Source organism: Sphingomonas sp. SP5 (genome assembly GCF_058313455.1).
In genome coordinates this window covers 63,674-86,846 of record NZ_JBZFLF010000007.1, presented here as the reverse complement: position 1 = coordinate 86,846, position 23,173 = coordinate 63,674, and the positions used below count along the sequence as shown (strand labels likewise).

The 23,173-nt window shown below is 67.5% G+C and carries 16 protein-coding genes and 1 tRNA gene; 2 read left to right on the top strand and 15 right to left on the bottom strand.

Annotation, left to right across the window (positions count from 1 at the left end; translation table 11 throughout):
• Positions 1-24: 24 nt before the first annotated feature.
• The 7 genes from bglB to AC4GY7_RS15950 form a co-directional block, all read right to left on the bottom strand.
• Positions 25-1,140, bottom strand: coding sequence for a beta-galactosidase BglB (bglB, locus tag AC4GY7_RS15980; protein ID WP_491115903.1), 1,116 nt, complete (start codon positions 1,138-1,140; stop codon positions 25-27).
• Position 1,141: 1 nt separating this feature from the next.
• Positions 1,142-4,102: a beta-galactosidase gene (locus AC4GY7_RS15975; RefSeq protein WP_491115901.1), complete on the bottom strand. Its 2,961-nt coding sequence runs from the start codon at positions 4,100-4,102 to the stop codon at positions 1,142-1,144.
• A 157-nt stretch (positions 4,103-4,259) separates the two neighbouring features.
• Complete coding sequence (gene rhaM / locus AC4GY7_RS15970) at positions 4,260-4,574, bottom strand: L-rhamnose mutarotase (protein ID WP_443584062.1); 315 nt, start codon at positions 4,572-4,574, stop codon at positions 4,260-4,262.
• 74 nt (positions 4,575-4,648) lie between these two features.
• A complete protein-coding gene (locus AC4GY7_RS15965) occupies positions 4,649-6,154 on the bottom strand; it encodes a rhamnogalacturonidase (RefSeq protein ID WP_491115899.1) in 1,506 nt (501 codons plus the stop codon).
• Positions 6,155-6,167: 13 nt separating this feature from the next.
• The gene (gene lra1 / locus AC4GY7_RS15960; RefSeq protein ID WP_491115897.1) at positions 6,168-6,929 is read right to left on the bottom strand and encodes an L-rhamnose 1-dehydrogenase Lra1; all 762 of its coding nucleotides are present in this window, start codon (positions 6,927-6,929) and stop codon (positions 6,168-6,170) included.
• A 19-nt stretch (positions 6,930-6,948) separates the two neighbouring features.
• Entirely contained in the window at positions 6,949-7,749 is an 801-nt protein-coding gene (locus AC4GY7_RS15955; RefSeq protein ID WP_491115895.1) for an IclR family transcriptional regulator, read from the bottom strand.
• A 90-nt stretch (positions 7,750-7,839) separates the two neighbouring features.
• A complete protein-coding gene (locus AC4GY7_RS15950; RefSeq protein WP_491115893.1) occupies positions 7,840-11,082 on the bottom strand; it encodes a TonB-dependent receptor in 3,243 nt (1,080 codons plus the stop codon).
• Positions 11,083-11,432: 350 nt separating this feature from the next.
• Here AC4GY7_RS15950 and AC4GY7_RS15945 point away from each other — a divergent pair, with 350 nt between their 5' ends.
• Positions 11,433-13,358: a rhamnogalacturonan lyase gene (locus tag AC4GY7_RS15945; protein ID WP_491115891.1), complete on the top strand. Its 1,926-nt coding sequence runs from the start codon at positions 11,433-11,435 to the stop codon at positions 13,356-13,358.
• On the opposite strand, the gene AC4GY7_RS15940 is transcribed toward AC4GY7_RS15945, so the two are convergent.
• Positions 13,359-14,687 (bottom strand): DUF418 domain-containing protein, encoded by a 1,329-nt coding sequence (locus AC4GY7_RS15940; protein ID WP_491115889.1) that lies wholly within the window; start codon positions 14,685-14,687, stop codon positions 13,359-13,361. It abuts the gene before it with no gap.
• 199 nt (positions 14,688-14,886) lie between these two features.
• Here AC4GY7_RS15940 and AC4GY7_RS15935 point away from each other — a divergent pair, with 199 nt between their 5' ends.
• Positions 14,887-16,737, top strand: coding sequence for a YhjD/YihY/BrkB family envelope integrity protein (locus tag AC4GY7_RS15935; protein ID WP_491115887.1), 1,851 nt, complete (start codon positions 14,887-14,889; stop codon positions 16,735-16,737).
• A gap of 14 nt (positions 16,738-16,751) precedes the next feature.
• Here AC4GY7_RS15935 and AC4GY7_RS15930 read toward each other — a convergent pair.
• The 7 genes from AC4GY7_RS15930 to AC4GY7_RS15900 form a co-directional block, all read right to left on the bottom strand.
• Positions 16,752-16,827, bottom strand: a tRNA-Phe gene (locus AC4GY7_RS15930).
• 41 nt (positions 16,828-16,868) lie between these two features.
• The gene (yacG, locus tag AC4GY7_RS15925) at positions 16,869-17,042 is read right to left on the bottom strand and encodes a DNA gyrase inhibitor YacG (protein WP_491115885.1); all 174 of its coding nucleotides are present in this window, start codon (positions 17,040-17,042) and stop codon (positions 16,869-16,871) included.
• Positions 17,039-17,980 (bottom strand): ribonuclease, encoded by a 942-nt coding sequence (locus AC4GY7_RS15920; RefSeq protein WP_491115883.1) that lies wholly within the window; start codon positions 17,978-17,980, stop codon positions 17,039-17,041. The genes yacG and AC4GY7_RS15920 overlap by 4 nt, the downstream gene beginning before the upstream one ends.
• A complete protein-coding gene (locus tag AC4GY7_RS15915) occupies positions 17,973-18,542 on the bottom strand; it encodes a Maf family protein (protein ID WP_491115881.1) in 570 nt (189 codons plus the stop codon). The genes AC4GY7_RS15920 and AC4GY7_RS15915 overlap by 8 nt, the downstream gene beginning before the upstream one ends.
• Positions 18,543-18,600: 58 nt before the next feature.
• The gene (gene infA / locus AC4GY7_RS15910; RefSeq protein ID WP_017977808.1) at positions 18,601-18,846 is read right to left on the bottom strand and encodes a translation initiation factor IF-1; all 246 of its coding nucleotides are present in this window, start codon (positions 18,844-18,846) and stop codon (positions 18,601-18,603) included.
• A 298-nt stretch (positions 18,847-19,144) separates the two neighbouring features.
• Positions 19,145-20,593: a DNA methyltransferase gene (locus AC4GY7_RS15905; protein WP_491115878.1), complete on the bottom strand. Its 1,449-nt coding sequence runs from the start codon at positions 20,591-20,593 to the stop codon at positions 19,145-19,147.
• A gap of 392 nt (positions 20,594-20,985) precedes the next feature.
• Positions 20,986-23,154: a sodium-translocating pyrophosphatase gene (locus AC4GY7_RS15900; RefSeq protein WP_491115877.1), complete on the bottom strand. Its 2,169-nt coding sequence runs from the start codon at positions 23,152-23,154 to the stop codon at positions 20,986-20,988.
• Positions 23,155-23,173 lie beyond the last annotated feature (19 nt).

The following is a 23,173-nucleotide window of genomic DNA, read 5'->3' as shown; positions in this document are numbered from 1 at the left end:
GAAGGGGAGGGGCTTATGCTTGAATCAGATGTACGTGCGCAGGAATTCGGCCAGCGCGATCATCGCGAGGCTCTGGCCGTAGGGCATAGAGGTCAAGGCGATGTCCTTGTAGAATTGCTGGGTGTCGCCCATCGCGGTGCCGAAGCTCACCTGTTTCAGTTCGCCGTCCGCGTCGATGTTGGCGAGCACGCCCTGCACCGCCTTGATCCCGACGGCTTCGTAGTGGCGGGGCAGATAGCCCTTCCGGACGCCCTTCAGGATGCCATAGGCGAAGCCTGCGGTCGCCGAGGCTTCGAGATAGCTGGTCGGGTCCATCACCAGCGTATGCCACAGACCGGTTTCCGCATCCTGCGTCTCGGCCAGCGTCTTCACCTGCGCGGCCAGCGTGTCGATCAGGAAGGTGCGGAACGCATCGCCCTCGGCCAAGTCGAGGATCTCGATGATCTCCGGAATCGCGATCGTCACCCAGCAATTGCCGCGCGCCCATAGCGCCTCGGCGAAATTGTGCCGGCCGTTGAAGTCCCAGCCGTGGAACCACAGGCCGGTCTTCTTGTCGAACAGGTATTTGATGTGGACGAGGAACTGGCGCTTCGCCTCCTCGGCATAGTGCGGCCGGTTCAGCAGCAGGCCGATCTTGGCGAGCGGCAGCACGCTCATCATCAGCGTGTCGTCCCACATCTCACCGGGATTTTCGTCGTTATAGACGATGTGCTGAAAGCCGCCCTCCTCGGTCTTGGGCAGGCCGTCGGGCGCCATCAGCCATTCGGCCCAGGTGTCGAGATAGGGGATGTAGCGCGGATCGGGTTCGTGCTCGTAGAGGTAGGCGAGCGTGATGAACGGCGCCATCGTGTTGATGTTCTTGGTCGGCGTGCCCTCGGCGAAGCGATCCTCGAACCATTGCTTGATGATGCCGAGCGCGGCCTGGTCGCCGGTCTGCTCGTAATAGCGCCACATGCCGAACAGGCCGACGCCGTGGGTCCATTCCCAGCCGGCCCAGCCCTTGGTGTCGATGATCCGCCCGTCGTCCAGATGGAGCAGGAACTCGCCCGTCTCGTCCTTGATGTTGACGAGATTGTCCATCAGCTTGTGGATGGCGGCGGTGACGTTCTGGCGGGGAACGTCGTGGGTGAGGGCGGCCAAGTTACTTCTCCTGTGGGATCGACGGGCGGACGGGGATGCCGCCGCGCACGTTGCGTAGGGTGACGAGTTTCACCGGCTCCAGCACGTCGCCGGGTGCGCCGTCGGAGGTGACGGCGAGCGCGATCGTGTTGCGGCCATGATGGTTCAGCACGCCTTCGGGGATGGGGAAGACGCGCTGCGGGCCGACATGGGCGATGAACTGGCCCATGTTCCAGCCGTTGACGAACAGCAGGGCACGGTATCTGGCGACCGAGCGCGGTACGGTCGTGTCGCTGAACGCGACCGCGATCGTCGCATCCTGCTCCTTGGGCACGGCAAGGGTGAAGCGGCTGCGGTACCAGGTGGTGCCGGGCCGGACGCTGGTCGGCGCGGCTTGCCAGCCGGCATCGTCGAAACCGGGAAGGTGCCAGCCTTCGCGCTCGCCGTACTGGCCGCCGTTGTTGGCGGGGCCGCGGGCGGGATCGGGCAGGTCTTCGCCGCCCGCCTTGCCCTGGATCCGCCACGCGATCGGCACGGCGAAGCTGCGCCTGCCCGGTGCCTCCAGCGATGCGGAGATCAGGCCGCGCGCCTCCTTGTGCGTATCGTCACTGTCGAGATCCCAGTTATGGCCGTTGTTGCGGACCATGATGCTGAGCACGTGCTCCTGCGGGGTCTGCGCGGAGTCCGGCAGGTCGAACCGGGCGGTGCCGGTGGTGATCGGACGCGGCAGGCCGCCGGGCAGCTCGTTCTGGCCGACGAACCGGCCGTCGAGCCACACCTGCACCATCCCCGATCCGCCGGCGCCATAGAACAGCGCGATCTGTTTTGCATCGGGCGTGCCGGTGAAGCGGCCACGGTACCAGACGTCGCCGTCGTGGAAGCCATAGGCATCCATCGACAGATTGGGCTGGCCATCGGGCCGCGCGGTGATGCTGGCGTAGGGCTTGCCCTCGGTCGCCTGCCAGCGGCTGTCGTCGAAGCCGGGTTGCGCCTCGGGCGAACCGTAGGCGGTGCGCCATTCGAGGGCAGGAAGGGTGAATGCTGCGGGGCCGGCGAGCGGCTGCGTGGTGATGCGGCTGCCGATCGCGGTGGTGCGGGTCGCGATCCGCCGGCCGTTCCAGCGGATCTGCCTGGCGCCCGACCAGACCTCGAGCGGCGTCGCCTCGCGCGTGTCGCCGGCAAGTGCGAGCGTGCTGCCATCGATAGGTGCGCTGCGCAGCAGGGCGGGGCCGCGGACCAGCGCGGCACCCTGCCGCCAGTAGCGTGCGCCCTCCGCCTCGTCGGCGAGGATCAAAGTCAGCGGCGGGCGGCCGCCGCCGGTGATCGTCACGACGCTGCGGCCCCGATGCGGATAATCGAGGCGCAGGTCGCCCTTGGCCGCGTCGAACCGGCTGGTGACCGTGCCTTCGAGCACCCGCACCTGCGGCGCCGAGGCATAGCGCAGCACCGTCTCGCCACTCTCGCCGGCGCGGCCGTAGAGCAGCAGCAGGTCGGCGCCGCTCATGGTGAGCGCGGCCTGCAATTCGGATGTCGAATAGACCAGCCGCTGCCCGCCGAGCGTCACGCCGGCGACCAGCCATTTGGCATCGAAGCCGTTCAGCCGCATCGGCTCGGCGGCGGGAAAGGTGTAGCGGCCGTCGGGCAGGTCGGCGGTGATGGTGAAGCGGTCGTCCCCCGTGCCGTTCGACGGGTTGTGCGTCACCATCAGGAAGCGGGCGTCGCTCTCCGGGCTGCGATCGTGGTAGACCTGCACGGCGGGTGAGGAGGCGGTAGCGGGACTGGCCGGCACCATGCCGGCAAGGTCCGGCACGCTGGCGATCAGGCCGCCCAGCTGCTTCATCTCCTCCGCCTTGGGCCGCAGCTCGCGATCCTCGGAGATGGCCGAGCCATAATCGTAGCTGGTGAACACCACCGGCGCGGGCAGCCAGCCCCAACTGGTGCCGCCATAGCCCATGTAGACGCTCTGGATGTCGATGCCGTTGGCGAGATTGGTGCCGTAGAAGACGCGCTGGAACCGCTTGCCGCGCTGGATCGCGTTGCATTCGTAGCCGCCGTTCGACCCCCAATAGTCAAACCAGCCGCCGCCGAACTCCGCGAGGAAGGCAGGCGTGTCGGGCGAGGCGGAGGCACCGCCCTTGGCCCCGCCGGGACCGTAATAGCCCCAGTCGGGCGCGGGGGAGCCGCGCGTCGGTTTGCCGCCCACGGTGCAGGTGCCGCCGGGATAGCCGTCGAAGGCGTAGAGGTCGTTGGGGCCGTGGACGACGTTCTCGACCTTGGACGATTCCGGCACCCAATAGCCGTTGCGACCCTGGTCGTTGTGGAACAGCGGCACGGTGATGCCGTCGGCACGCGCCTTGGCGTACAGGTGGTCCATGTAGCGGCGCTGGGCCGGGGTGGTCAGCGCCAGCTCGTTCTCGATCTGGTGGAGGATCACCGATCCGCCGTTATTGATCTGGTGGCGGGCGATGATCGCGTCGATGTGGCCGAGCCATTCGTCGACCGCAGCGAGATAGGCGGGATCGTCGGTCCGCGCACGGCCGCGCTGGTTGACCAGCCAGCCCGGAAAGCCGCCGCGCGACAGCTCCGCGTTTACGTACGGCCCGGCGCGGGTGATGACGTAGAGCCCTTCCTCCTGCGCCATCGTCAGCACCCGGTCCATGTCGCGGATGCCGGTGAAATCGTACACGCCCTGCTTGGGGCTATGGTATCCCCAGTCGAAATAGAGCGCGACGGTGTTGAAGCCGCTCGCCTTCAGCTTTTGCAGGATGTCGCGCCACAGGTCGGGGCTGGGCAGGCGGAAGGGATGGAATTCCGCCGACCAGATCACCTGCCGCTTGCCGTCGATCATCAGCGAACGCGCGTCGTAGCTGACCCGGCCAAAGGTCTTGACCGGGGCGGCGAGGTTTTCGGTCGGACGTGCGGTCTGCGCGTGCGCGGTCGTGGCGAGGAGGGCCGCGGAGATCAGGGCCAGGCGCCTTCCCAAGGCACCGAACGTCGGAACCGATCCGTTCGCCCTGAGCCTGTCGAAGGGCGCCGTGCCGCGAGCGGACCACGTGTGGCAGCCCCGCCCTTCGACAGGCTCAGGGCGAACGGATACCGCGCGAGCGGGTCGGATCACTCGATGCTGCGGGCCAGAGCCTTCAATCATGGTGAAAGATCAGCGGCAGCGCGGTCTCCACCGGGCGGTTGTCCGCCTCCACTTCCATCAGCGGCGCCATGTAATCCCACCAGCGCTTCATCACGGGATGATCGGGCAGTTCCGCCTGCCGGTTGTCGTCGGCGAGCTTGAGCACCGCGAACAGCGACAGCGTCACTTCGTCGAGGAAGATCGAATAATCGTGGATGCCGCTGTCGGTGAGCAGCGCGGACAGTTCGGGCCAGATTGCATCGTGGCGGCGGCGATATTCGTCGACCACGCCGGGCTTCAGCTGCATCTTGAATGCGTGGATCGCCATGCTCACCCCTCCAGCCCATTATGTGGTATTGGTCTGTAGGATTTGGTAATGACTTATTGGCCTGAGGTCAAATGCTAACCGCGCCAGAGCGGCGTGCCGGTGACATGCAGGTCGACGACATCCTCGGTTGCGAAGGGCGGGCGCGCATCGGGGGTCACGGTGGCGAGCGACAGGCCGCGGATGGTGAGGCCACGCGCATGGCGCACCCACAGGCCCCAGGCGGGCGTGACGCCGAACATGCTCGGTTCGGGATAGGCGGAGGCGAGGTCGTCCGGCCGCCGCGCCGCATCCGCGGCGGTGCCGCCACCGGCATAGCTCAGGTGGATGTCGCGAAGCGTCACGTCCTCGATCCTGTGGCCGGGCAGGCCGGCGATCGTCGCGGCGAAGCGATGATCGATGCCGGTCGCGCTGATCTCGCTCAGCGTCACGCCGCGGATCGCGCCGACGCCGGTGCCGGCCGGCCCGCGGCGGCGGTCGCCGATGCGCAGAAAGAGGGGCGCGGTGGTGACGTCGTGCATCGTCAGCCGGCGCGCGATCACATTCTCCATCACGCCGCCGTCGACCGTCTCCAGCGCGAGGCCACGGCAATGGTGGAAGCTGCAATCCTCGATGCGGATGTTGCGATAGCCGCCGTTGCTTTCGGTGCCGAGCTTGATCCGCCCGGTCGGCCGATCACGGTCGGGCGCCATCGCTTGCGTGGTGCGGCGGTTGCCGTCGAGCATCGTGCCGAGATCGTAGCCGCTGACTGCACAATGGCGGATGGTGACGTTCTCTGCCGCTGCCGCGCGGCCGAGCGCATAGCTGCTCTTGACGACGATGGCGTCGTCGTTGGGCGTGTTGACGCGGCAGCGCTCGACCAGCACGTCGCGCACGCTGTCCAGATCGATGCCGTCGCGGTCGGTATCGATGCCGAGGTCTTGGATCGTCAGCCGCTGCGTGCCGGTGGCGAGGATGGCGAAATGGCCGCACTTCGCCATGGTGAAGCCGGCGAGGCGGATGTCGCGGCCGTTCTTGAAGGCTATGGCCTTGTTGCCGAGGCCGTTCATCCGCGCCGCGTCGGGTTCCAGCCTGGCGATCTCGGCCGCAGTCATCTGGCGCATCGACAGCGGACGTTCGCCGGTCTGCGCCTTCCAGCGGGCACCGGGACCGTCGCGGGTGAGGCCGCGGCCATCGATCACGCCGGGGCCGAGGATCGCGACCCGCTCGACATCCTCGCCCCAGATCAGGCTGTTGCGCCAGTGGCTGTGGCCGAAGTCCTGGTAGAGTTGCTCGCCATTGTCTTCGGGCAGGTCGTAGCCGGTGCCGGCTGCGGCCTCGATCACCGCACCCTCGGCGAGCATCAGGGTGACGTGGCTGCGCAGGCGGATCGAATAGCAACGGTAGCGCCCGGCAGGCACGACGACGGTGCCGCCATGCGGGCGCGCGGCGGCGGCGGCGATGGCGGCGTTGAAGGCAGGGCTGTCGATCGCGCGCCCGTCGCCGCGCGCGCCATGGTCGCGCACGTCGATCGTCGCGGCGGCATGCGCGGGGAAGGGGAGGAAGGCGGCCATGCCGAGGATCGCGTCGCGACGGGTCGGCATGGCAGCCCGATCCTTACTGCAGGTTCACGTACGCGCCGCCGTCGACCAGCAGCGAGGCGCCGGTGACGTAGTTCGACAGGTCCGATGCGAGGAACACGGTGGGGCCGACGAGGTCGTCGGGTTGGCCGAGGCGGCCGAGCGGAATACGCCCTTCCATGTACGCGCGCTTGCCCTGGTCGGCGAGGTCTTCCTTGTTGATGTCGGTGAGGATCGTGCCGGGAAACAGCGAGTTGCAGCGGATGCCGTGCTTGCCGAGTGCGATCGCGACCGATTGCATCAGCGAATGCAGGCCCGCCTTCGTCGGCGTGTAATGCGTCTGGTATTCGCCGCCGACCAGCGCCGAGATCGACGACATGGCGATGATCGACCCGCCATCGCCCTGTTTCACCATCTGGTTCGCCGCCGCCTGCACCATGAAATAGGCGCCGTGCAGGTTGACGCGCATCGTCCGCTCGAACGTCTCGACCGGCATGTCGAGGAAGGCGTGGAAGGGGCAGATGCCGGCGTTGTTGACGAACACGTCGACGCGGCCGAGCGCCTCTACTGCCTGCGCGACGAACGCGGTGGCGGTGGCAGGGTCGGAGACGTCGCCCTGGATCGCGATGCCCTTGCGACCCAGCGCCTCGATCTCGGCAACGGCAGCATTGGCGCCGTCGACGTCGCGGCTGAAGTTCAGTGCCACGTCGGCGCCGTGGGCTGCGCAGCCGATCGCCACGGCGCGGCCGATCCCGGCCGACGCGCCGGTGACCAGCACCGTCTTGCCTTCGAGCAACATTGCATTCTCCTTGAGAGGATTAGTCCGTCTGCGGCTCGAAGCCGAGTTCGTGGCTGATCGCGTCCGCCGTGCCGCGCACCTCGTCGGTCAGCGTCGTCATGCGATCATCGCTCATATATTGCGCGGCGCTCGACACGCTGATCGCGGCGACGATCTTGCCGGCGGCATCGCGGATCGGCGCGGCGACGCAGCGGATCTGGTCCTCGTTTTCCTCGAGGTCGAAGGCGCGGCCGGCCTTGGCATAGCCCTCCATCCGCTGCGTCCAGACCATGGCATCGGCCTTCATCGCGCCCGCCGCCTGGTCGGCCGCGAACCGCTCCTGCCAATAGGTCGGGGAGGAATCGATCATCAGCGCCTTGCCGAGCCCGGTGGAGCTCAACGGCTGGCGGTCGCCGACGCGGCTCGAGATGGTGATGCGGCGGCGGCCGGGCACCTTGTCGAGGTAGAGCGCGAAGTCGCCGTCGAAGACGCCCAGATGCACCGTATCCTCGGTCGCGGCGGCGAGTTCCTCGAGATAGGGCCTGGCGACCTGGACGAGGTCCGCCTGCGCCTGCGCCAGCGTGCCGAGCAGCAGCAGCTTCGGCCCCAGCCGATAGCCCGAGCGCGGGGTGAAAGCGAGATAGCCGCGGTCGACCAGCGCGGAGAGCAGGCGGTGCGTGGTGCTCTTGGTGAGGTCGAGCTTGGCGGCGAGTTCGCTCAAGGACAGTACCTCGTGGCTCACCGCCTCGATTAGGTCGAGCCCGCGCATCAGCGTCTGGCTGCCCGCGCCGACCGATCCGGCGGCGTCGGGTTTTTCGATGGTTGCCACGGAAGCTTTCATGCCCACTCCTTAGGACGCCTTCTTACATCCTGGCAATCGACGAAGCGACCGGCCGTTTGCAGAAACGACCGGTCGTGGGGAGGAACGGTTCTAGAACTTGAGCTGGAAGCCGGCAAAGAAGCGCTGGCCGGGATAATAGACCTCCAGCGTGCCGATGTTCTTGATATAGCTCTTGGAATATTCCTTGTTGATGTTCTGCATTTCCATAAACAGGCTGTAATGCCATTCCGGGAAGCGGAAGGTGATCTTGCCGTCGAGATACCCTTCGCCCTTGCGGTAGACCGGATTGTTGCCGTTGGTCGAATCGGCGACCGTCACCAGCCAGTCGGAACGATAGTTGTAGCTCAACCGGGCGTTCAGCCAGTCCTTGTCGTAGAAAATGCTGGCATTGTAGGTCCAGTCCGACAGGCCGGGATATTCATCCAGCGGCTGCCCCGTGGCGGAATTGGTGAGGTTGGTCCGGATCGCGCGGGCATAGGTGGCGTTGCCCGAAATGCCGAGGCCGTCGAACGGCTTGGGCAGGAAGGTGAGCGCGGTCTGCGCGTTGACCTCGATGCCGTCGAGCAGCGCGCCGAAGCCGTTGATCGGCTGACGCACCGTGTAGAGCGTGCCGTCCTGGAACAGGTCGACATCGTTGCGCGTCACGTTGGGGACGACGAAGCTCTTCTCGTACTTCTTGTAGTAACCGACGCTGATGAGCGTGTCGCGGTTGGGATACCAGGCGAGGTTCGCTTCCCACTGGTCGGCGCGATAGGGAACGAGCGCCGGATTGCCCGCGGTGCAGACGTCGTTCGCCGCACCGATCGTCGCGTCGTCGAGGCAGTTGATGTTGGGGACGAGGTCGAGCGGCTTGGGCCGGGCGAGGTTCTTGGCCCAGTTCGCGCGCAGCACGAGGTTGGGCGTGATCTCCAGGGCCGCGTTGAAGGCGGGCAGGATGTCGTGATAGTCGTTGGTCAGCGCCAGCCGCTGCGCGGTGAGGATCACCGTTTCGGTGCCCCCCGTCGCCGTGAAGCGCGTGACGCGGCTGATGTTGGTGCCGACACCCGTATCGCGCGTGTAGGTGTAGCGGACGCCGGCGTTGCCGGTAAGGTGCATGCCGAACACGGTGGTGTCGATATTACCCATCAGATAGCCCGAGGCGATCTTTTCCGAGATCTTGGCCTGCGGGATCTGGGGAAGGCCGTTCGCCTCGAACAGCAGGTCGTGGTCGAAGCCCGACAGGTCGTAGAATTGACCGATGATGTTGGGATCGAAATTGGCATAGGCGATGCGATTGGGGATCGTCGACGGCGCGCCCTTCAGGCCGGAGAACAGCGGCGCGCCATTGTTGGTCGTGCCGAGCGAGGTCAGCAGCGAGGCATATTCGGCCGCCGTTAGCTGGTTGGTGTAGCCGCCGTTGCCGATCGTGCCGCTGGGTGTGGATCGGGCGGTGACGACCGGCACGATGTTGGTCGTGTACGAGACGTTGGCGCTGGTCTGATATACCAGCGGGGTCGCGCCGGGCGCGCTGAGCAGCTGCGATCCGCCGCCGTTGTAGAGCAGGTAATCCTGGCTGCGGTACTGACCGCCATATTCGATGCTCTTGAGCGGGCCGGCCTCGACTTCCCAATCGACGTCGAGCTTGATCTGGTCCTCGGTGTTGCTGAGGTAGGTTGGGCGATATTGCACGGTCGGGCCGGCGATTCCCAGCGTGTTCCCCGGCCGGGTGAAGTTGGAATAGATGCTGGGATCGGCAGGATTGATCGTGCTGGGATAGGTGAAAACGGGGATGCCGAGATCGTTGCGCGTGTCGACGTTGACGCCGGCGATGCCCGTCGACAGCGAGATCAGGTTGGTCTCACCCTCCGTCTTGGCGCTGCCATGCGAGACGAGGCCCTTCACCTGGATGCGGTCGAAGTCCCAGTCGAAGCCGCCGATGAGGTAGCGCGACTGCTGGTTGTATTGGAAGTCGCGGCGCTGCACGCCGAGGATGTTGGCCGCGCCGCTATAGTTAGGGGCCGCCGCCGTGCCGATGTTCACCGCGTTGAGGGCGGTGGTGTAGCTGGTGACGACATGGTTGGCATCGACGGTGGCGCTGCTCTGCAGCACCTGCGGGCGCGAGGTGCCGCCGTTGAGCCCCGCAGGTAGCGTCGGGTCGAGCTGGAAGCGCTGGAAGCGATCGAGGTTGATCGCATAGTTGATGTCGTACAGGCGCTGATTGCGGTTGTTGATCGTCGCTTCGCCGAACACGCGGAAGTTCGGCGCGACCTCATACTGGACCGTCAGATCGCCCGAGATACGCTGGTCGCGGCGAACCTGGTTGCGATAGCGCGGACCGTTCGGTGCCCAGTCGAAGAACTGCGTTTCGCAGGCCAGGCGGCGCGCGGTGGCGTTGGCCGTGTTCTGGCCGCCGACGCCGGCGCAGCTCGCATAGGTGTTGAAGTTCGAATAGAGCGGATCGGCGACCGTCTTCTGATCCGAATGATCGAAATCGGCGAGGCGGGTCCAGCCGGTGTTGCTGGCGTAATCCTGGCGCGTGGACTTGTCGTCATAGGTGACGTTGAGCAGCACGCCCAACCCTTCGGTCAGGAACTTGGGCGTGCCGAGGATCACGGTGCCACGCGGGCGCCAGTCCTGCGTCAGGTCGAGATGCTGTTCGGAAAAGACGACGCTGCCCAGCGCTTTCTTGAGTTCCAGCGGCTTGCGCGTCTCGATCGACACGGTGCCGCCCAGGCCGCCCTCGGTCAGGTTGACGGCATAACCTTTGTAGACGTCGATCGACTTGACGAGTTCGGTGGCGAGTTCGCGGAAATCGCCCGAACGTTCGCCGGTCGCGGAGGTCTGACTGACGCCGTTGATCTCGACGCGGTTGAGATCCGGCTCGACGCCGCGGATCGACACCTTCGTACCCTCGCCGAAGTCGCGGCTGAGCTGCACGCCGGTGATGCGGGCGAGGGAATCGCCGACGTTCTTGTCCGGGAAGCTGGCGATATCGTCGGCGACGATCGAGTCGACGACCGTGTTGGCCGCGCGCTTGCGCGCGATCGCCGATTGCAGCGAGGCGCGGGTGCCGACGACCAGGATGTCGTCCGGCGCGGCTTCGGGATTGTTGCCGTCCTGCTGCGTCAGGTCCTGGTTGGTGACGACGGGAGCGTTCGTTTGGCCGCCGGGGTTCCCGGCGGGGGTTTCGGCGGGCGTCTTGGGTTCGACCGCCGCCGACGAAGGCGCGACGTTGCGGTCGCCGGGGACCGGATTGGTCTGCGCGGCGGCGGGCGCGATCGCCCAGCCGAGAGCAAGGGCGAGTGCGGAGGTCGTCGCAAGCGTGCGGCGAGCAGCCAGGCGGCTGGCGGTCATGGATCTGTCTCCCTGTTGGGGGCCGCGGCGGGCGGCCGATGGGCGCTGCACCTGGCAGCCGCCCGAGCTAGATGGCGAAGGTCAGCGTCAGCCCGTCGTGACGGCCGCGTACGTGCGCACGGCGGGATCGGACGCGGTGGTCGTCCCGGAGGCGGCGGCTGTCGTGCATGTCAGGCTGTTCATCGCGTAACCCCTCCAGATATCGACGCGGATTTTACCGTCGCCGCGGCGTGTCGCCGGCTCCCTAGTCCACATACTGGACTGGCGTTCCGATCCTATGTTGCCAAAATTTGAAATGCAATCATGATTATTGAGACAAGCTGATTCGCCAGCGCTGGAGAGGACCGAAGATGACGAGACGCTGCAACAGGATAGCCGCGGCATTGCTGATGGGATCGATGCTGGCGGGCGGTACCCTCGCGCAGCCGCCGCGGATCGCCGAGCGGCTCGATCGTGGGCTGGTGGCGTCGCCGGCGAAGGACGGAGGCTGGCTGATCAGCTGGCGGCTGCTCGCCGACGATCCGCGGGGCATAGCGTTCGACGTCTATCGCGACGGGCGCAAGGTGAATGCGCAGCCGGTTGCCGCCGCCACCGCCTTCGTCGATGCGAACGGCAGCGCAACGGCGCGCTATACCGTCCGGCCGGTGGTCGGCGGCAAGAGTGGTACGGCGAGCCGCCCGGCCCTGATGCTGCCGCGCGGATACCTGTCGATCCCGCTGACCCCGCCGCCGGGCGGCACCACGCCCGACGGGCAGAGCTACACCTACACCGCCAATGACGCCTCGGTCGGCGATCTCGATGGCGACGGTCGGTACGAGGTGGTGTTGAAATGGGACCCGACGAACAGCCACGACAACAGCCAGGCGGGCTATACCGGCAGCGTCTTCCTCGATGCCTATACGCTGGAGGGCAAGCGGCTGTGGCGGATCGACCTCGGCCGCAACATCCGCGCCGGCGCGCATTACACGCAATTCCAGGTGTTCGACTTCGACGGCGACGGCCGGGCCGAAGTCGCGATGAAGACCGCCGACGGTACGGTCGACGGCGCCAGTACGGTGATCGGCGATGCCAGGGCGGACTGGCGCGGCCATGACGGCGAGGTGCCGCAGCCCGATCGTACCGGGGCCAAGGTGCTGGCCGACGGCACCAGGGTCGCGCCGCTGCAAGGCCGCATCCTGAGGGGGCCGGAGTATCTGACGGTATTCGATGGGCGCAGTGGCCGTGCGCTGGCGACCGCCCCCTACGACCCGCCGCGCTTTCCCGGCGGCAACCCGAGCTTCGAACAGCTGCGCGATACCTGGGGGGATGGCTATGGCAACCGGTCGGACCGGTTCCTGGCCGGCGTCGCCTATCTCGACGGCAAGCGCCCGAGCATGATCTTCGGACGCGGCTATTACGCGCGCACCGCGGTGGCCGCCTGGGATTACCGCGGCGGCAAGCTGACGCGGCGCTGGCTGTTCGACAGCGCGGCGCCGGGAAATGCCGATTATGCGGGGCGCGGCAATCACGAACTCAGCATCGCCGATGTCGACGGCGATGGCCGTGATGAGGTGATCTATGGATCGATGGCGATCGACGACACGGGCAAGGGCCTGTGGACGCAGCCGCTGTACCATGGCGACGCGATGCACGTCAGCGATCTCGACCCGTCGCGCCCGGGCCTGGAGAAATGGGGCGTGCATGAGGATGTGAAGCGCAACGGCGGCATCGGATCGGCGCTGCTCGACGCGCGTACCGGCGCGGTGTTGTGGACCAAGCCGTCCGATCGCGACACGGGTCGGGGCCTCGCCGCCGATATCGATCCGCGGCACGTCGGCGCCGAACTGTGGGGATCGAACAGCCGCGACCTGTTCGACGTGAAGGGGCAGCCGATCGGCCCGGCGCCGCGGCAGACCAACTTCGCGCTGTATTGGGACGGCGACCTGCTGCGCGAGCTGCTCGACGGCACGACGATCAGCAAATGGGACTGGCGCAGCGGCAGCGCCATCCCGCTGCTCCATCCTGGCGACGTCGCGTCGAACAACGGAACCAAGGCGAATCCGGCGTTGCAGGCGGATATTCTGGGCGACTGGCGCGAGGAAGTGGCGTGGCGGTCGGCGGACAATCGCGAACTGCGGATCTACGTCACGCCCTATCCGACGACACACCGGCTGGTGACGCTGATGCAGGATCCCGTCTACCGGCTGGGCGTGGCGTGGCAGAATACGGCGTACAACCAGCCGCCGCACCTGTCCTATTTTCCCGGACCGCTCACCCCGAGCGACACGGCGGAATGATCAGAGCGGGGCAGGGTGCGGCCGCGCCCCGGCCCCGCCATAGGCGATCAGGCGGAGCAGGGTCTCCGCCGGTCCCATCGCATGGCGCGCCAGCCACCAGCGACATAGCAGGGCGGAAACGATCCAGATGCCGCATCCGATCAGCCACAGCTGCGGCAGCGTGAAGACGCCGAGATAGCCCGCCGCATAGAAGATCAGCGCGCCGAGCAACGACTGCAAAGCATAGACGCTGAGCGTCATCCGTCCGAGCGCGCTCAGGGTGACCGCTTGTCCCAACACGCCGGAGCGCAGCAGGGTGACGATCAGCCCGACATGGCCCAGCGTCACCAGCAGGCGCGCCGGCTCGGCCATCGCCTCCGCGGCGATCCATGCCCAGCCGGGCACGAGCGGCGATCCCATGTCGAGCCCGGTGCGCGCCAGTAAGGCCACATGCAGCCCGCGCAGCAGCAGCCCACCGCCATAGCCGCCGATCAGCATCAGGCGGTAGGTCGCGGCCGGTGCGGCGCCGGTAAGGATGCCGCGCCGGAACAGCGCCATGCCGATCAGCATGAAGCTGACGCTTTCGGCGACATCGACCCAGCCGGTGATCGTCAGGTTCTCCCGCATCCAATAGCCGGCGCTCCAGTGCAGCAGGCCGGTCAGCTGGGTGCGCTGTGCGATGCGATGCGCCCGCTCCTCCGGCGACGGGTGGAGGGCGGCGCGATGCTCGCGCTCGGCGGCGACGGCGCCCTGTGCCGCCGCATCGTAGGGCGGGCGGGCAAGCGCGCCGCGCTCCAGCTCGGCGACCTGCTGGTGCGTCCAGAAGGCGCCGTTCGCGCCCAGTCCGGCGATCAGGACTGCGGCGGCGAGCAGCAGCACGCGCGGCCGGGCCGAGCGGAAGGCGAGCAGGAACAGCCCGCTGACCCCGTAATTCCACAGGATCTCACCCGGCCACAGCAGCACCAGCCACTGCACGATGCCAAAGCCCATCAGCGCGACGCAGCGCCGCGCCCAGATGTCGAGCGGGCGCGTCGAGGCGCCGGCCCCCTCCGCCCGCCGCAGCATGATGACCATGCCGGCGCCGAACAGCAGGGTGAAGAGGCCGCGCATCGCCCCTTCGACGAACAGCATCTGGATGCCCCAGCTGATCCACTGCGCATTCCATGCCGCGGGAAAGCGCGTCAGCGGATATTCCGACACATCGCCCATCGCGTGGATGTTCATCAGCAGGATGCCGCAGATCGCGACGCCGCGCAGCACGTCGAGTGTGTGGATCCGCTCCGCCGATGGTCCGATTGCCTGCGGCGGTGCTGCGGGAGTGTCGGCCATAGTCAAGGTGTCGCGCGTCATGGCTTTCAAGCCGCTGCCCTGGTTCGAAAAATCCTGCCCCCCGGCGCTGACCGCATGCGCGCATCGGACGTAACGGACCAGCGGTTAACGCCGCTCGGCGCCGTATCGAAACGGGAACGCAGCCGGACCGGCCGCGCCAGGGAACCCCGCCCGCGCCCACCGGTTCGCCTAGGTTCCTATAGGCGCGCAGGGGAACGACGTGAACAATCGCGGGGACGATCAAGGCCATCAGGCGACGAGCCCATGGCAGATGCCGCGTGGCGGCTGGATGGCGGTGCTGCGCCGGACCTGGGCGGAAACCAGCAACGACAATGTCGGCCTGATCGCGGCGGGTGTCGCCTTTTACGGCTTTCTGGCGCTGGTGCCGCTGCTCGGTGCGATGGTGCTGAGCTATGGCCTGATCGCCGATCCGCAGACCGTCATCGCCGACATGCAGCGGCTGACGTCCGTGATGCCGGCCGATGCGGCGCGGCTGGTCGGCGAGCAGCTGATGGCGGTGGTGCAGTCGTCGGACGGCAAGAAGGGGTTCGGCCTCCTGATCGCCATCGGACTGGCGCTGTTCGGTGCGCGCAATGGCGCCGGTGCGGTCATCACCTCGCTCAACATCGCCTATGAGGAAGAGGAGCGGCGCGGCTTCATCAAGGTCAACCTGCTGGCACTGGGCATCACCGCGGCGGCGGTGGTGGTGGCGCTGGTCGCGGCGGTGGCGATCGCCGCGCTCGGCAAGCTGGAGGCGCTGCTCCCCGGCGCGCCGGAAGCGGTGCTGGTGATCGGCAAGGTCGCCTCGTACCTGTTGCTGCTGGGTGCGGGCGCAGGCGTTGCGGCGACGCTGTACCGGTTCGGCCCGTCGCGGGCGCAGGCGCGCTGGGCGTGGCTGACGCCGGGATCGCTGTTTGCCGCGATCGGCTGGCTGCTGCTCAGCGTCGGCTTCGGCCTGTATGTCGCGAGCTTCGGCAATTACAACGCCACCTATGGCTCGCTGAGCGCGGTCGTCGTGATGCTGACCTGGCTGTACCTGTCGAGCTACATCCTCGTGTTCGGCGCCGAACTGAACGCCGAGCTGGAGCACCAGACGCGTATCGACACCACGACGGGCAGCGCGCAGCCGCTCGGCAGCCGCGGGTCCTGGGTTGCCGACCATGTCGCCGGCGACGGGGCGGAGCGTGGTGCGCCCGCCGAGGGTCGGCAGCGTCACGCCGGGCCGGCCGCCGATTTCGCGGCGAGTCGGGCTGGTGCCTATGCCGGCGCCGCGGTGGGTATCGGCAAGGCGGGCCTTGTTACCAGTGCCGCGGCGACGCTGGGCCTGCGGCTGCTGCGCCGGCGCGGTTCGGCACGGACGGGGGCGGCGCTGCTCGGCGCGAGTGCGCTGGCCGCCTGGCTGACGCGGGAGCGGCCGGCGGTGCGCACCGTCCTGTTCGACCTCGACGGGACGTTGGTCGACAGCAACGACTATCATGTCGCGGCATGGGAGCAGGTGTTCCGCGAGGCGGACCATCCGATCGACGCCGACACGATCCGCGGCCAGATCGGCAAGGGCGGCGACCTGCTGGTGCCCGCGCTATGGCCGGAGGCCGACGACGCGGCGGTGGAGCGGCTGGCTGAGCGCCACGGCGCGATCTTCAAGCGCCGCTATCTCGCGCAAGTGCAGCCGTTCCCCGGTGCCGCCGACCTGCTGCGCCGGGTGGCGGCGAGCGGGCGCCAGGTGGTGCTCGCCTCCTCGGCCAACGGCGAGGAGCTGGACCATTACGTCCGGCTGCTCGACGTCGCCGACGTGGTCGATGCGACCACATCGAAGGACGACGTGTCCACCACCAAGCCGGCCGGCGACATCTTCGCCGCCGCGCTGAAGAAGGCGCGGACGCTGCCGGCGCATGCGATGGTGGTGGGCGACACCCCGTATGACATCGAAGCAGCGGCGAAATGCGGCGTGGCATCGGTCGCGGTGCGATCGGGCGGGTTCGACGAAGCGGCGCTGGCCGATGCGGTCAGCCGCTACGACGACGTTGCGACCCTGCTCGACCGGTTCGAGGAGACGCCGCTGGCGCGCTGAGGAGGAGGAAGGAATGGTGCCCGGGGACGGATTCGAACCGCCGACACTGCGATTTTCAGTCGCATGCTCTACCAACTGAGCTACCCGGGCAGGGTGCAGCGCGGCGGATCGCCGCGTTGGGAAGGGCGCCTTTAGTCAGCGGAATCGCTGCTGTCCAGCCCGTCTTGCGCAGGATCGTTCGCCGGGAGGCGATATCCTTCGCCTAGCCATTGCAGGAGGTCGCGATTGGCACAGCCGCGCGAGCAGAATGGCGTGTATTCGGGGTCGGCGGGCGTGTCGCAGATCGGGCAGGTGGCGGTGTTCATGCAGGGTCCAGTCGGTGGATGACGCCGGTGCGGCGGGCGAGTTCGGCGAGCCAGTCCGGCTGGGCGGCGAATCGCGCGTGGACGGCGGCGGGAACGCGGTGGTGGATGGGGCTGCCCGGCGGTTCGCGCTCCAGCCGGCGCAGCCACGCGCGGGCCGCGGCGCCGACCGGATCGGCGCGCAGCAGCTCGGGTAGCGAGGCGCGCGGGCGGGGGCGGACGATCTGGAGGAAGCCGAAGCCGTTCACCGCCGTGCGCTCGAACGGTTGCGGCAGGGCGGCATCGATCGCCTCGGCCACCGCCTGCCGCGCCGCCTTGCCGGGCAGGGTCGGAAAATCGATGCCGATCGACCCGCCGATGCCGTGGCGACGGATCGCGCGGGCCACGGCCTCCGCCGCCGCGCGGGCGAGCGGTTCGAGCGGCGACGGACCGTCGACGTCGAACAGCGTCATCGCCGGCGTCGGCGACAGCCGCAGCGCGCCGAGCGGGAAGGGAATGGCACCGCCGCTCGCCTCTTCGAGCAGTTCGGACCAGCCCGCCGCCTCCAGCGCATCGGGTTCGTGGGCGCGAAGCTGGCGGACGGGATGGCCGGTGGCGCACAGGCGGTCGGGCAGGTCGGGGCCGGGCCGTTCGGGCGCATCGCTGGCTTGCGCGCGTGCCGGCTTGGGGCGGCCGGGTTCGGGAATCGCCTCTCGCGTGATCTCGACGGTGAGATGCGCGCCCTTGGTGACGCCGGGCGGGATGCGGGCGATCACCGCCTCGTCGCCCGCCACGTCGAGCCGGCCCATGCCGCCGGCGGTCAGCTCGACCAGTCGCGCGCGTATGACGGTGCCGAGGCGCAACGCGGCCGGCAGGTCGATGACGGCTTCGACGATCGTGTCGCCTTCGACCAGAGCGGCGCGGGATTCGCCGATCCCCGCCTCCCAAATCCACTCAGGCAAGCGGCAGTCCGGCAGCGCGCAGCAGCGCGCGGGTTTCGGTGAGCGGCAGGCCGACGACGCCGGAATGGCTGCCGTGGAGGAAGCGTACGAACGCCTCGGCGCGGCCCTGGATGGCGTAGCCCCCCGCCTTGCCCTCGCCCTCGCCGCTGGCGACATAGGCGGCGATCTCGCGCGCATCGAGCGGGCGGAAGGCGACCAGCGTGTCCGACAGGCGGTGGCGCAGCGTGCCGGCGGCGTCGATCACCGCGACCGCGGACAGGCAATGGTGGCGCCGGCCGGAGAGCAGCGCGAGCATGCGGGCGAGGTCGGCGTCGTCGGCGGGCTTGCCGAGGATGCGGCGGCCGACGGCGATGGTGGTGTCGCCGGCCAGCACCACCTCATCGGCGGCACGCTCTACCGCGCGCGCCTTGGCACAGGCGATGCGCAGCACGTAATCGCGCGGAGGTTCCGCAGGACGCGGCGCCTCATCGATATCGGGCGCGGCGATGCGATCGGCCACGATGCCGAGGCGGCCGAGCAGTTCGCGGCGGCGCGGCGAAGACGAGGCGAGGACGAGCGGCAAGGGACGCGCTGTGACGGACGGGCAACAGCCGGGGGCGGCACGCGGCCGCCGCACGCGCTTATTGCGGGCCGGGGCCGCCGCGGCCGGGCATGAAGCGGTAAGTGATCCGCCCCTTGGTGAGATCGTACGGGGTCAGTTCGACGAGCACCTCGTCGCCGACCAGCACGCGGATGCGGTTCTTGCGCATCTTGCCGGCGGTATGCCCCAGGATCTCGTGATCGTTTTCGAGCTGCACCCGGAACATCGCGTTGGGGAGCAATTCCACCACGCGGCCGCGCATCTCGAGCAATTCTTCCTTGGCCAAAAATCAACCTCTGTTCGTGCAAGTTCGGGCGCGCCCATAGCGCAACACACCGAAAAAGGGAAGCAAGGCAGGCGGCCCCGGCATCCGTTGCGGATGGGGGCGATCTGCCGAACCGCAAGATGGGGATGCGGGGGCGATTCGGCAACGCCGTCGCGCGGCGGAAGTTTGCGAAGTTTACGGCACGTCCCGTTCGAAATCACCCTTCCCGGACGATCGCGCGAGGGGGCAGCATCGACGGTGTCAAAGAGCGGTGCGGATACGGATTGGCACGAAAGGGGCGTGTAGGACAGGGGCTTCGTCAGAGCAGCCGATCCTGCCGCGCAATATCTTCCCGCGCCGCGCGGCGGAAGGCGGCGGTGGGATCGGGATAGGGCAGTTCGGGACGCTTGCCGGCGAAGAGATCGGCGATCGTCACGATCTGCAACCGGGGATAGGTGCGGCCGAAGCCATCCTCGAAACGCCCGGCGGCGGCCGCTTCCTTCAACATCGGTCCCGTCGGTGCGGTGAGGGTGACGAACACGCCGATCGGCGCGCCTTCGCGGGTCATGGTGGAATGCAGGTCGCGGATCATGGTCACGCCTACGTTGTCGCCGCCCTTGACCGACACGATCGCCCGTTCGGTGCGCTTGCCGTCGGGCTTGAAGTAGATGAGGCCGTCGATGCCGCCGTCGGCGCCTTTCCTGCGGCCGCCATAGGGTTGCGCGTCGACCATCGACACCGCCCACCATTGGAACTGGTATTTGTCGCGGCGGGCGAGATCGCGGGCGGAATCGAGGTCCTTGGGCGTGCCCTCCACGGTAAAGGCGGCGTCGGGAAACGCCGCCTGCATCCGCTTTTCGATCAGCGAGATGGCGAGATGCGTCACGTCGATGCCGATCCAGTGCCGGCCGAGCTTCTGCGCGGCATGCACCGCGGTCCCGCAACCGCAGAAGGGATCGAGCACCACGTCGCCCTCGTTCGAGGAGGCGGCGACGATGCGTTCGAGAAGCTTGATCGGCTTCTGGGTCGGATAGCCGAGATATTCCTTGCCACGCGGTGCGATGGCAAAATTCCAGTGATCCTCCGGAACCTTGCCCTTGTCGTGGATCAGGTGATCGGCGCCGACGAAGCCGGACCCGACCAGACCCGGCTTGTAATTCTCGCGGGTCTTGGCGCTATGCTCGACGCGCACGGCATCGGCGTTGAAGGTCCATTGCTCGCCCTTGTTGAACCAGAAGATGACATCGTGCTTGCGCATGAATTGTCGCATCCCGGGCGAACCCGGACCCGTGTAGCACCAGACGATCTCGTTTCGGTAACGCTGCGCGCCGAATACGGCATCCAGCAGCAGTTTCAGATAATGGCTGGCGGTCGGATCGCAGTGCAGGAACAGGCTGCCGGTCGGCTTGAGCTTGCGATGCAGTTCGACAAGCCGGATCGCCATCATGGCCAGATAGGCCATCATGTCGTTTTCACCGAGGAAGGATCGCATCGCGCGCAGCAGTTCGAAGGCGCGGATGTTGCCGCTCTTCAGAACCTGATCGAAAGCATCCTCGGCCGTGTCGTTCCAGTGCCACGTATCCTCGAATGCCTCGATCTGGGCGTCCGATCCCGTTTCTGCGGGTGATTTGAACAGGATGTTGTAGTTGGCGTTCGAATTGTACGGCGGGTCAAGATAGACGAGGTCGATGCTGGCGTCGGCAATATGGTTGCGCAGAACGGTGAGATTGTCGCCATAGTAGAGGTGATTGTCTGGTCGATTTCGCATCCGTTCATTGTGTCGGCGATCCCCAGGGATGCGCGGCGGATCTGAGCCATTCCGGTGGCATCGGAGCGCAATCTGCCCGATTTCGGACGTTTGCAGGTTGCGGGAAGCGGATCGCGACCGGGCGGGACGAAGGGCTATCGCATATGGCGATGATGGCTGCCAGCTGCGGATGAAGGGGCATGTCATCCCAGTATCCTTCGTCACCCCGGACTTGTTCCGGGGTCCACCGTGCCGCGCAATCGATAGCGTATGGGTGTGCGGCACGGTGGATGCCGGACCAAGTCCGGCATGACGGAAGGTTGGAGGCTATCACCGCGGATCAGACGGCCCATATGCGATAGCCCTCGGGCGGGACGGGGGATGGTGCAGCCACCCGCCCCGCCGCATGGGCCTCAGCCGTGCCCGCCCGCCAGCGCCGCGAGCAGCAGCAGCGCGACGATGTTGGTGATCTTGATCATCGGATTCACCGCCGGGCCGGCAGTATCCTTGTAGGGATCGCCGACCGTGTCGCCGGTGACGGCGGCCTTGTGGGCTTCCGAGCCCTTGCCGCCGTAATTGCCGTCCTCGATATATTTCTTGGCATTGTCCCACGCGCCGCCGCCGCTGGTCATCGACAGCGCGACGAACAGGCCGGAGACGATGACGCCGAGCAGCATCGCGCCCAGCGCCGCAAAGCCCTGAGCCTGCCCGGCCACCCAGCGGATGACGAAATAGAGCGCGATCGGCGAGAGGACGGGGAGCAGCGAGGGGACGATCATCTCCTTGATCGCGGCGCGGGTGACGAGGTCGACGGTGCGGCCGTAATTGGGGCGGCTCGTCCCCGCCATGATCCCCGGATTGTCGCGGAACTGGCCGCGCACCTCCTCGACGACGCTGCCCGCCGCGCGGCCGACCGCGGTCATGCCGAACGCGCCGAACAGATAGGGGAGCAATGCGCCGAGCAGCAGCCCGACGATGACATAGGGGTTGGACAGGCTGAAATCGACGGTGATGTCGGGGAAGTAGGTCTGGAGATCGGTGGTGTACGCGCCGAACAACACCAGCGCGGCGAGGCCGGCCGAACCGATCGCATAGCCCTTGGTCACCGCCTTGGTGGTGTTGCCGACCGCGTCCAATGCATCGGTGCGGGTGCGGACGTCGTCGGGCAGATGCGCCATCTCTGCGATGCCGCCGGCATTGTCGGTGACCGGGCCATAGGCGTCCAGCGCCACCACCATGCCGGCGAGCGCCAGCATGCTGGTCGCGGCGAAGGCGATGCCGATGATGCCGGCGAGCTGATAGGTGGCGATCACGGCGATGACGATCACCAGCGTGGGCAGCGCCGTCGCCTCCAGGCTGATGGCGAGGCCCTGGATGACGTTGGTGCCGTGGCCGGTCTGGCTGGCGGCGGCGATCGACTTCACCGGGCGATAGTTGGTGCCGGTGTAATATTCGGTGATCCAGACGATGAGCCCGGTGACGGCGAGGCCGATCACCATGCACCAGAACAGGTCCATCCCCGTGAAGCTGGCGACCGCGCCGGCCGCGGCGCGGGGCGTGTCGAAGCCGGTGGTGAGATCGTCGGACACCGCATCGAGGAAGCCGGCGCTGCCGATGGTGCGGGACAGGTCGCCGAGCACGTAGCGCATCGCGAGGTAGATCGCCGGGATCGACAGCAGCGCCGAGGTCCAGAACCCCTTGTAGAGCGCGCCCATGATCGTGCCCTTGCCCAAGCGGACCATGTAGGTGCCGATGATCGAGGTGACGATGCACACGCCGCCGACCAGCAAGGGCAGGCTCATCAGCCGCATCAGCTCGGCGGCGTCGGCGCGGATGAGCAGGGCGATGGAGATCATCGTCACGCCGAGAGTGACGACATAGGTTTCGAACAGGTCGGCGGCCATGCCGGCACAGTCGCCGACATTGTCGCCGACGTTGTCGGCGATCACCGCGGGATTGCGGGGATCGTCCTCCGGAATGCCGGCCTCGACCTTGCCGACGAGGTCGGCGCCGACGTCGGCGGCCTTGGTGAAGATGCCGCCGCCCAACCGCGCGAAGATCGAGATGAGGCTGGCGCCGAAGGCGAGGGCGGTCAGCGCCTCGACGATGATCCGGTCGTTCGGCGCATGGCCGGCGGGGCCGGTGAGGTACCAGAAGAAGGTGCTGATCGCGAGCAGGCCGAGCCCCGCCACCAGCATGCCGGTGACCGCGCCGGAGCGGAACGCCATGGTGAGCCCGCCCTGGAGCGAGGTGCGCGCGGCCTCCGCGGTGCGGACGTTGGCGCGGACGGAGATGTTCATGCCGACGTAGCCGGCAACGCCCGACAGCACCGCGCCGACGACGAAGCCGATCGTAGAGACGGCGTTGAGCGTGAGGAACAGGACGATCGCGACGATCACCCCGACGATGGCGATGGTGGTATATTGCCGGCCGAGATAGGCCTTGGCCCCTTCCTGGATGGCGGCGGCGATATCCTGCATCCGGGCATCGCCGGGCGAGGCCTTCAGCACCTGTTGGCTGGTGACGAAGCCATAGACCACGGCGATGATGCCGCAGAGGATGGCGATGGTGACCGTGGTCATTCGCGCATGTCCTTCTCCT

What these genes read in the sequence shown, in the direction of transcription:
- rhaM (WP_443584062.1), bottom strand. Translation starts at nt 4,574, where the DNA reads ATGGCGATCCACGCATTCAAGATGCAGCTGAAGCCCGGCGTGGTCGAC.
- AC4GY7_RS15965 (WP_491115899.1), bottom strand. Translation starts at nt 6,154, where the DNA reads ATGCCGACCCGTCGCGACGCGATCCTCGGCATGGCCGCCTTCCTCCCC.
- lra1 (WP_491115897.1), bottom strand. Translation starts at nt 6,929, where the DNA reads ATGTTGCTCGAAGGCAAGACGGTGCTGGTCACCGGCGCGTCGGCCGGG.
- AC4GY7_RS15955 (WP_491115895.1), bottom strand. Translation starts at nt 7,749, where the DNA reads ATGAAAGCTTCCGTGGCAACCATCGAAAAACCCGACGCCGCCGGATCG.
- AC4GY7_RS15950 (WP_491115893.1), bottom strand. Translation starts at nt 11,082, where the DNA reads ATGACCGCCAGCCGCCTGGCTGCTCGCCGCACGCTTGCGACGACCTCC.
- AC4GY7_RS15945 (WP_491115891.1), top strand. Translation starts at nt 11,433, where the DNA reads ATGACGAGACGCTGCAACAGGATAGCCGCGGCATTGCTGATGGGATCG.
- AC4GY7_RS15940 (WP_491115889.1), bottom strand. Translation starts at nt 14,687, where the DNA reads ATGACGCGCGACACCTTGACTATGGCCGACACTCCCGCAGCACCGCCG.
- yacG (WP_491115885.1), bottom strand. Translation starts at nt 17,042, where the DNA reads ATGAACACCGCCACCTGCCCGATCTGCGACACGCCCGCCGACCCCGAA.
- AC4GY7_RS15905 (WP_491115878.1), bottom strand. Translation starts at nt 20,593, where the DNA reads ATGCGAAATCGACCAGACAATCACCTCTACTATGGCGACAATCTCACC.
- AC4GY7_RS15900 (WP_491115877.1), bottom strand. Translation starts at nt 23,154, where the DNA reads ATGACCACGGTCACCATCGCCATCCTCTGCGGCATCATCGCCGTGGTC.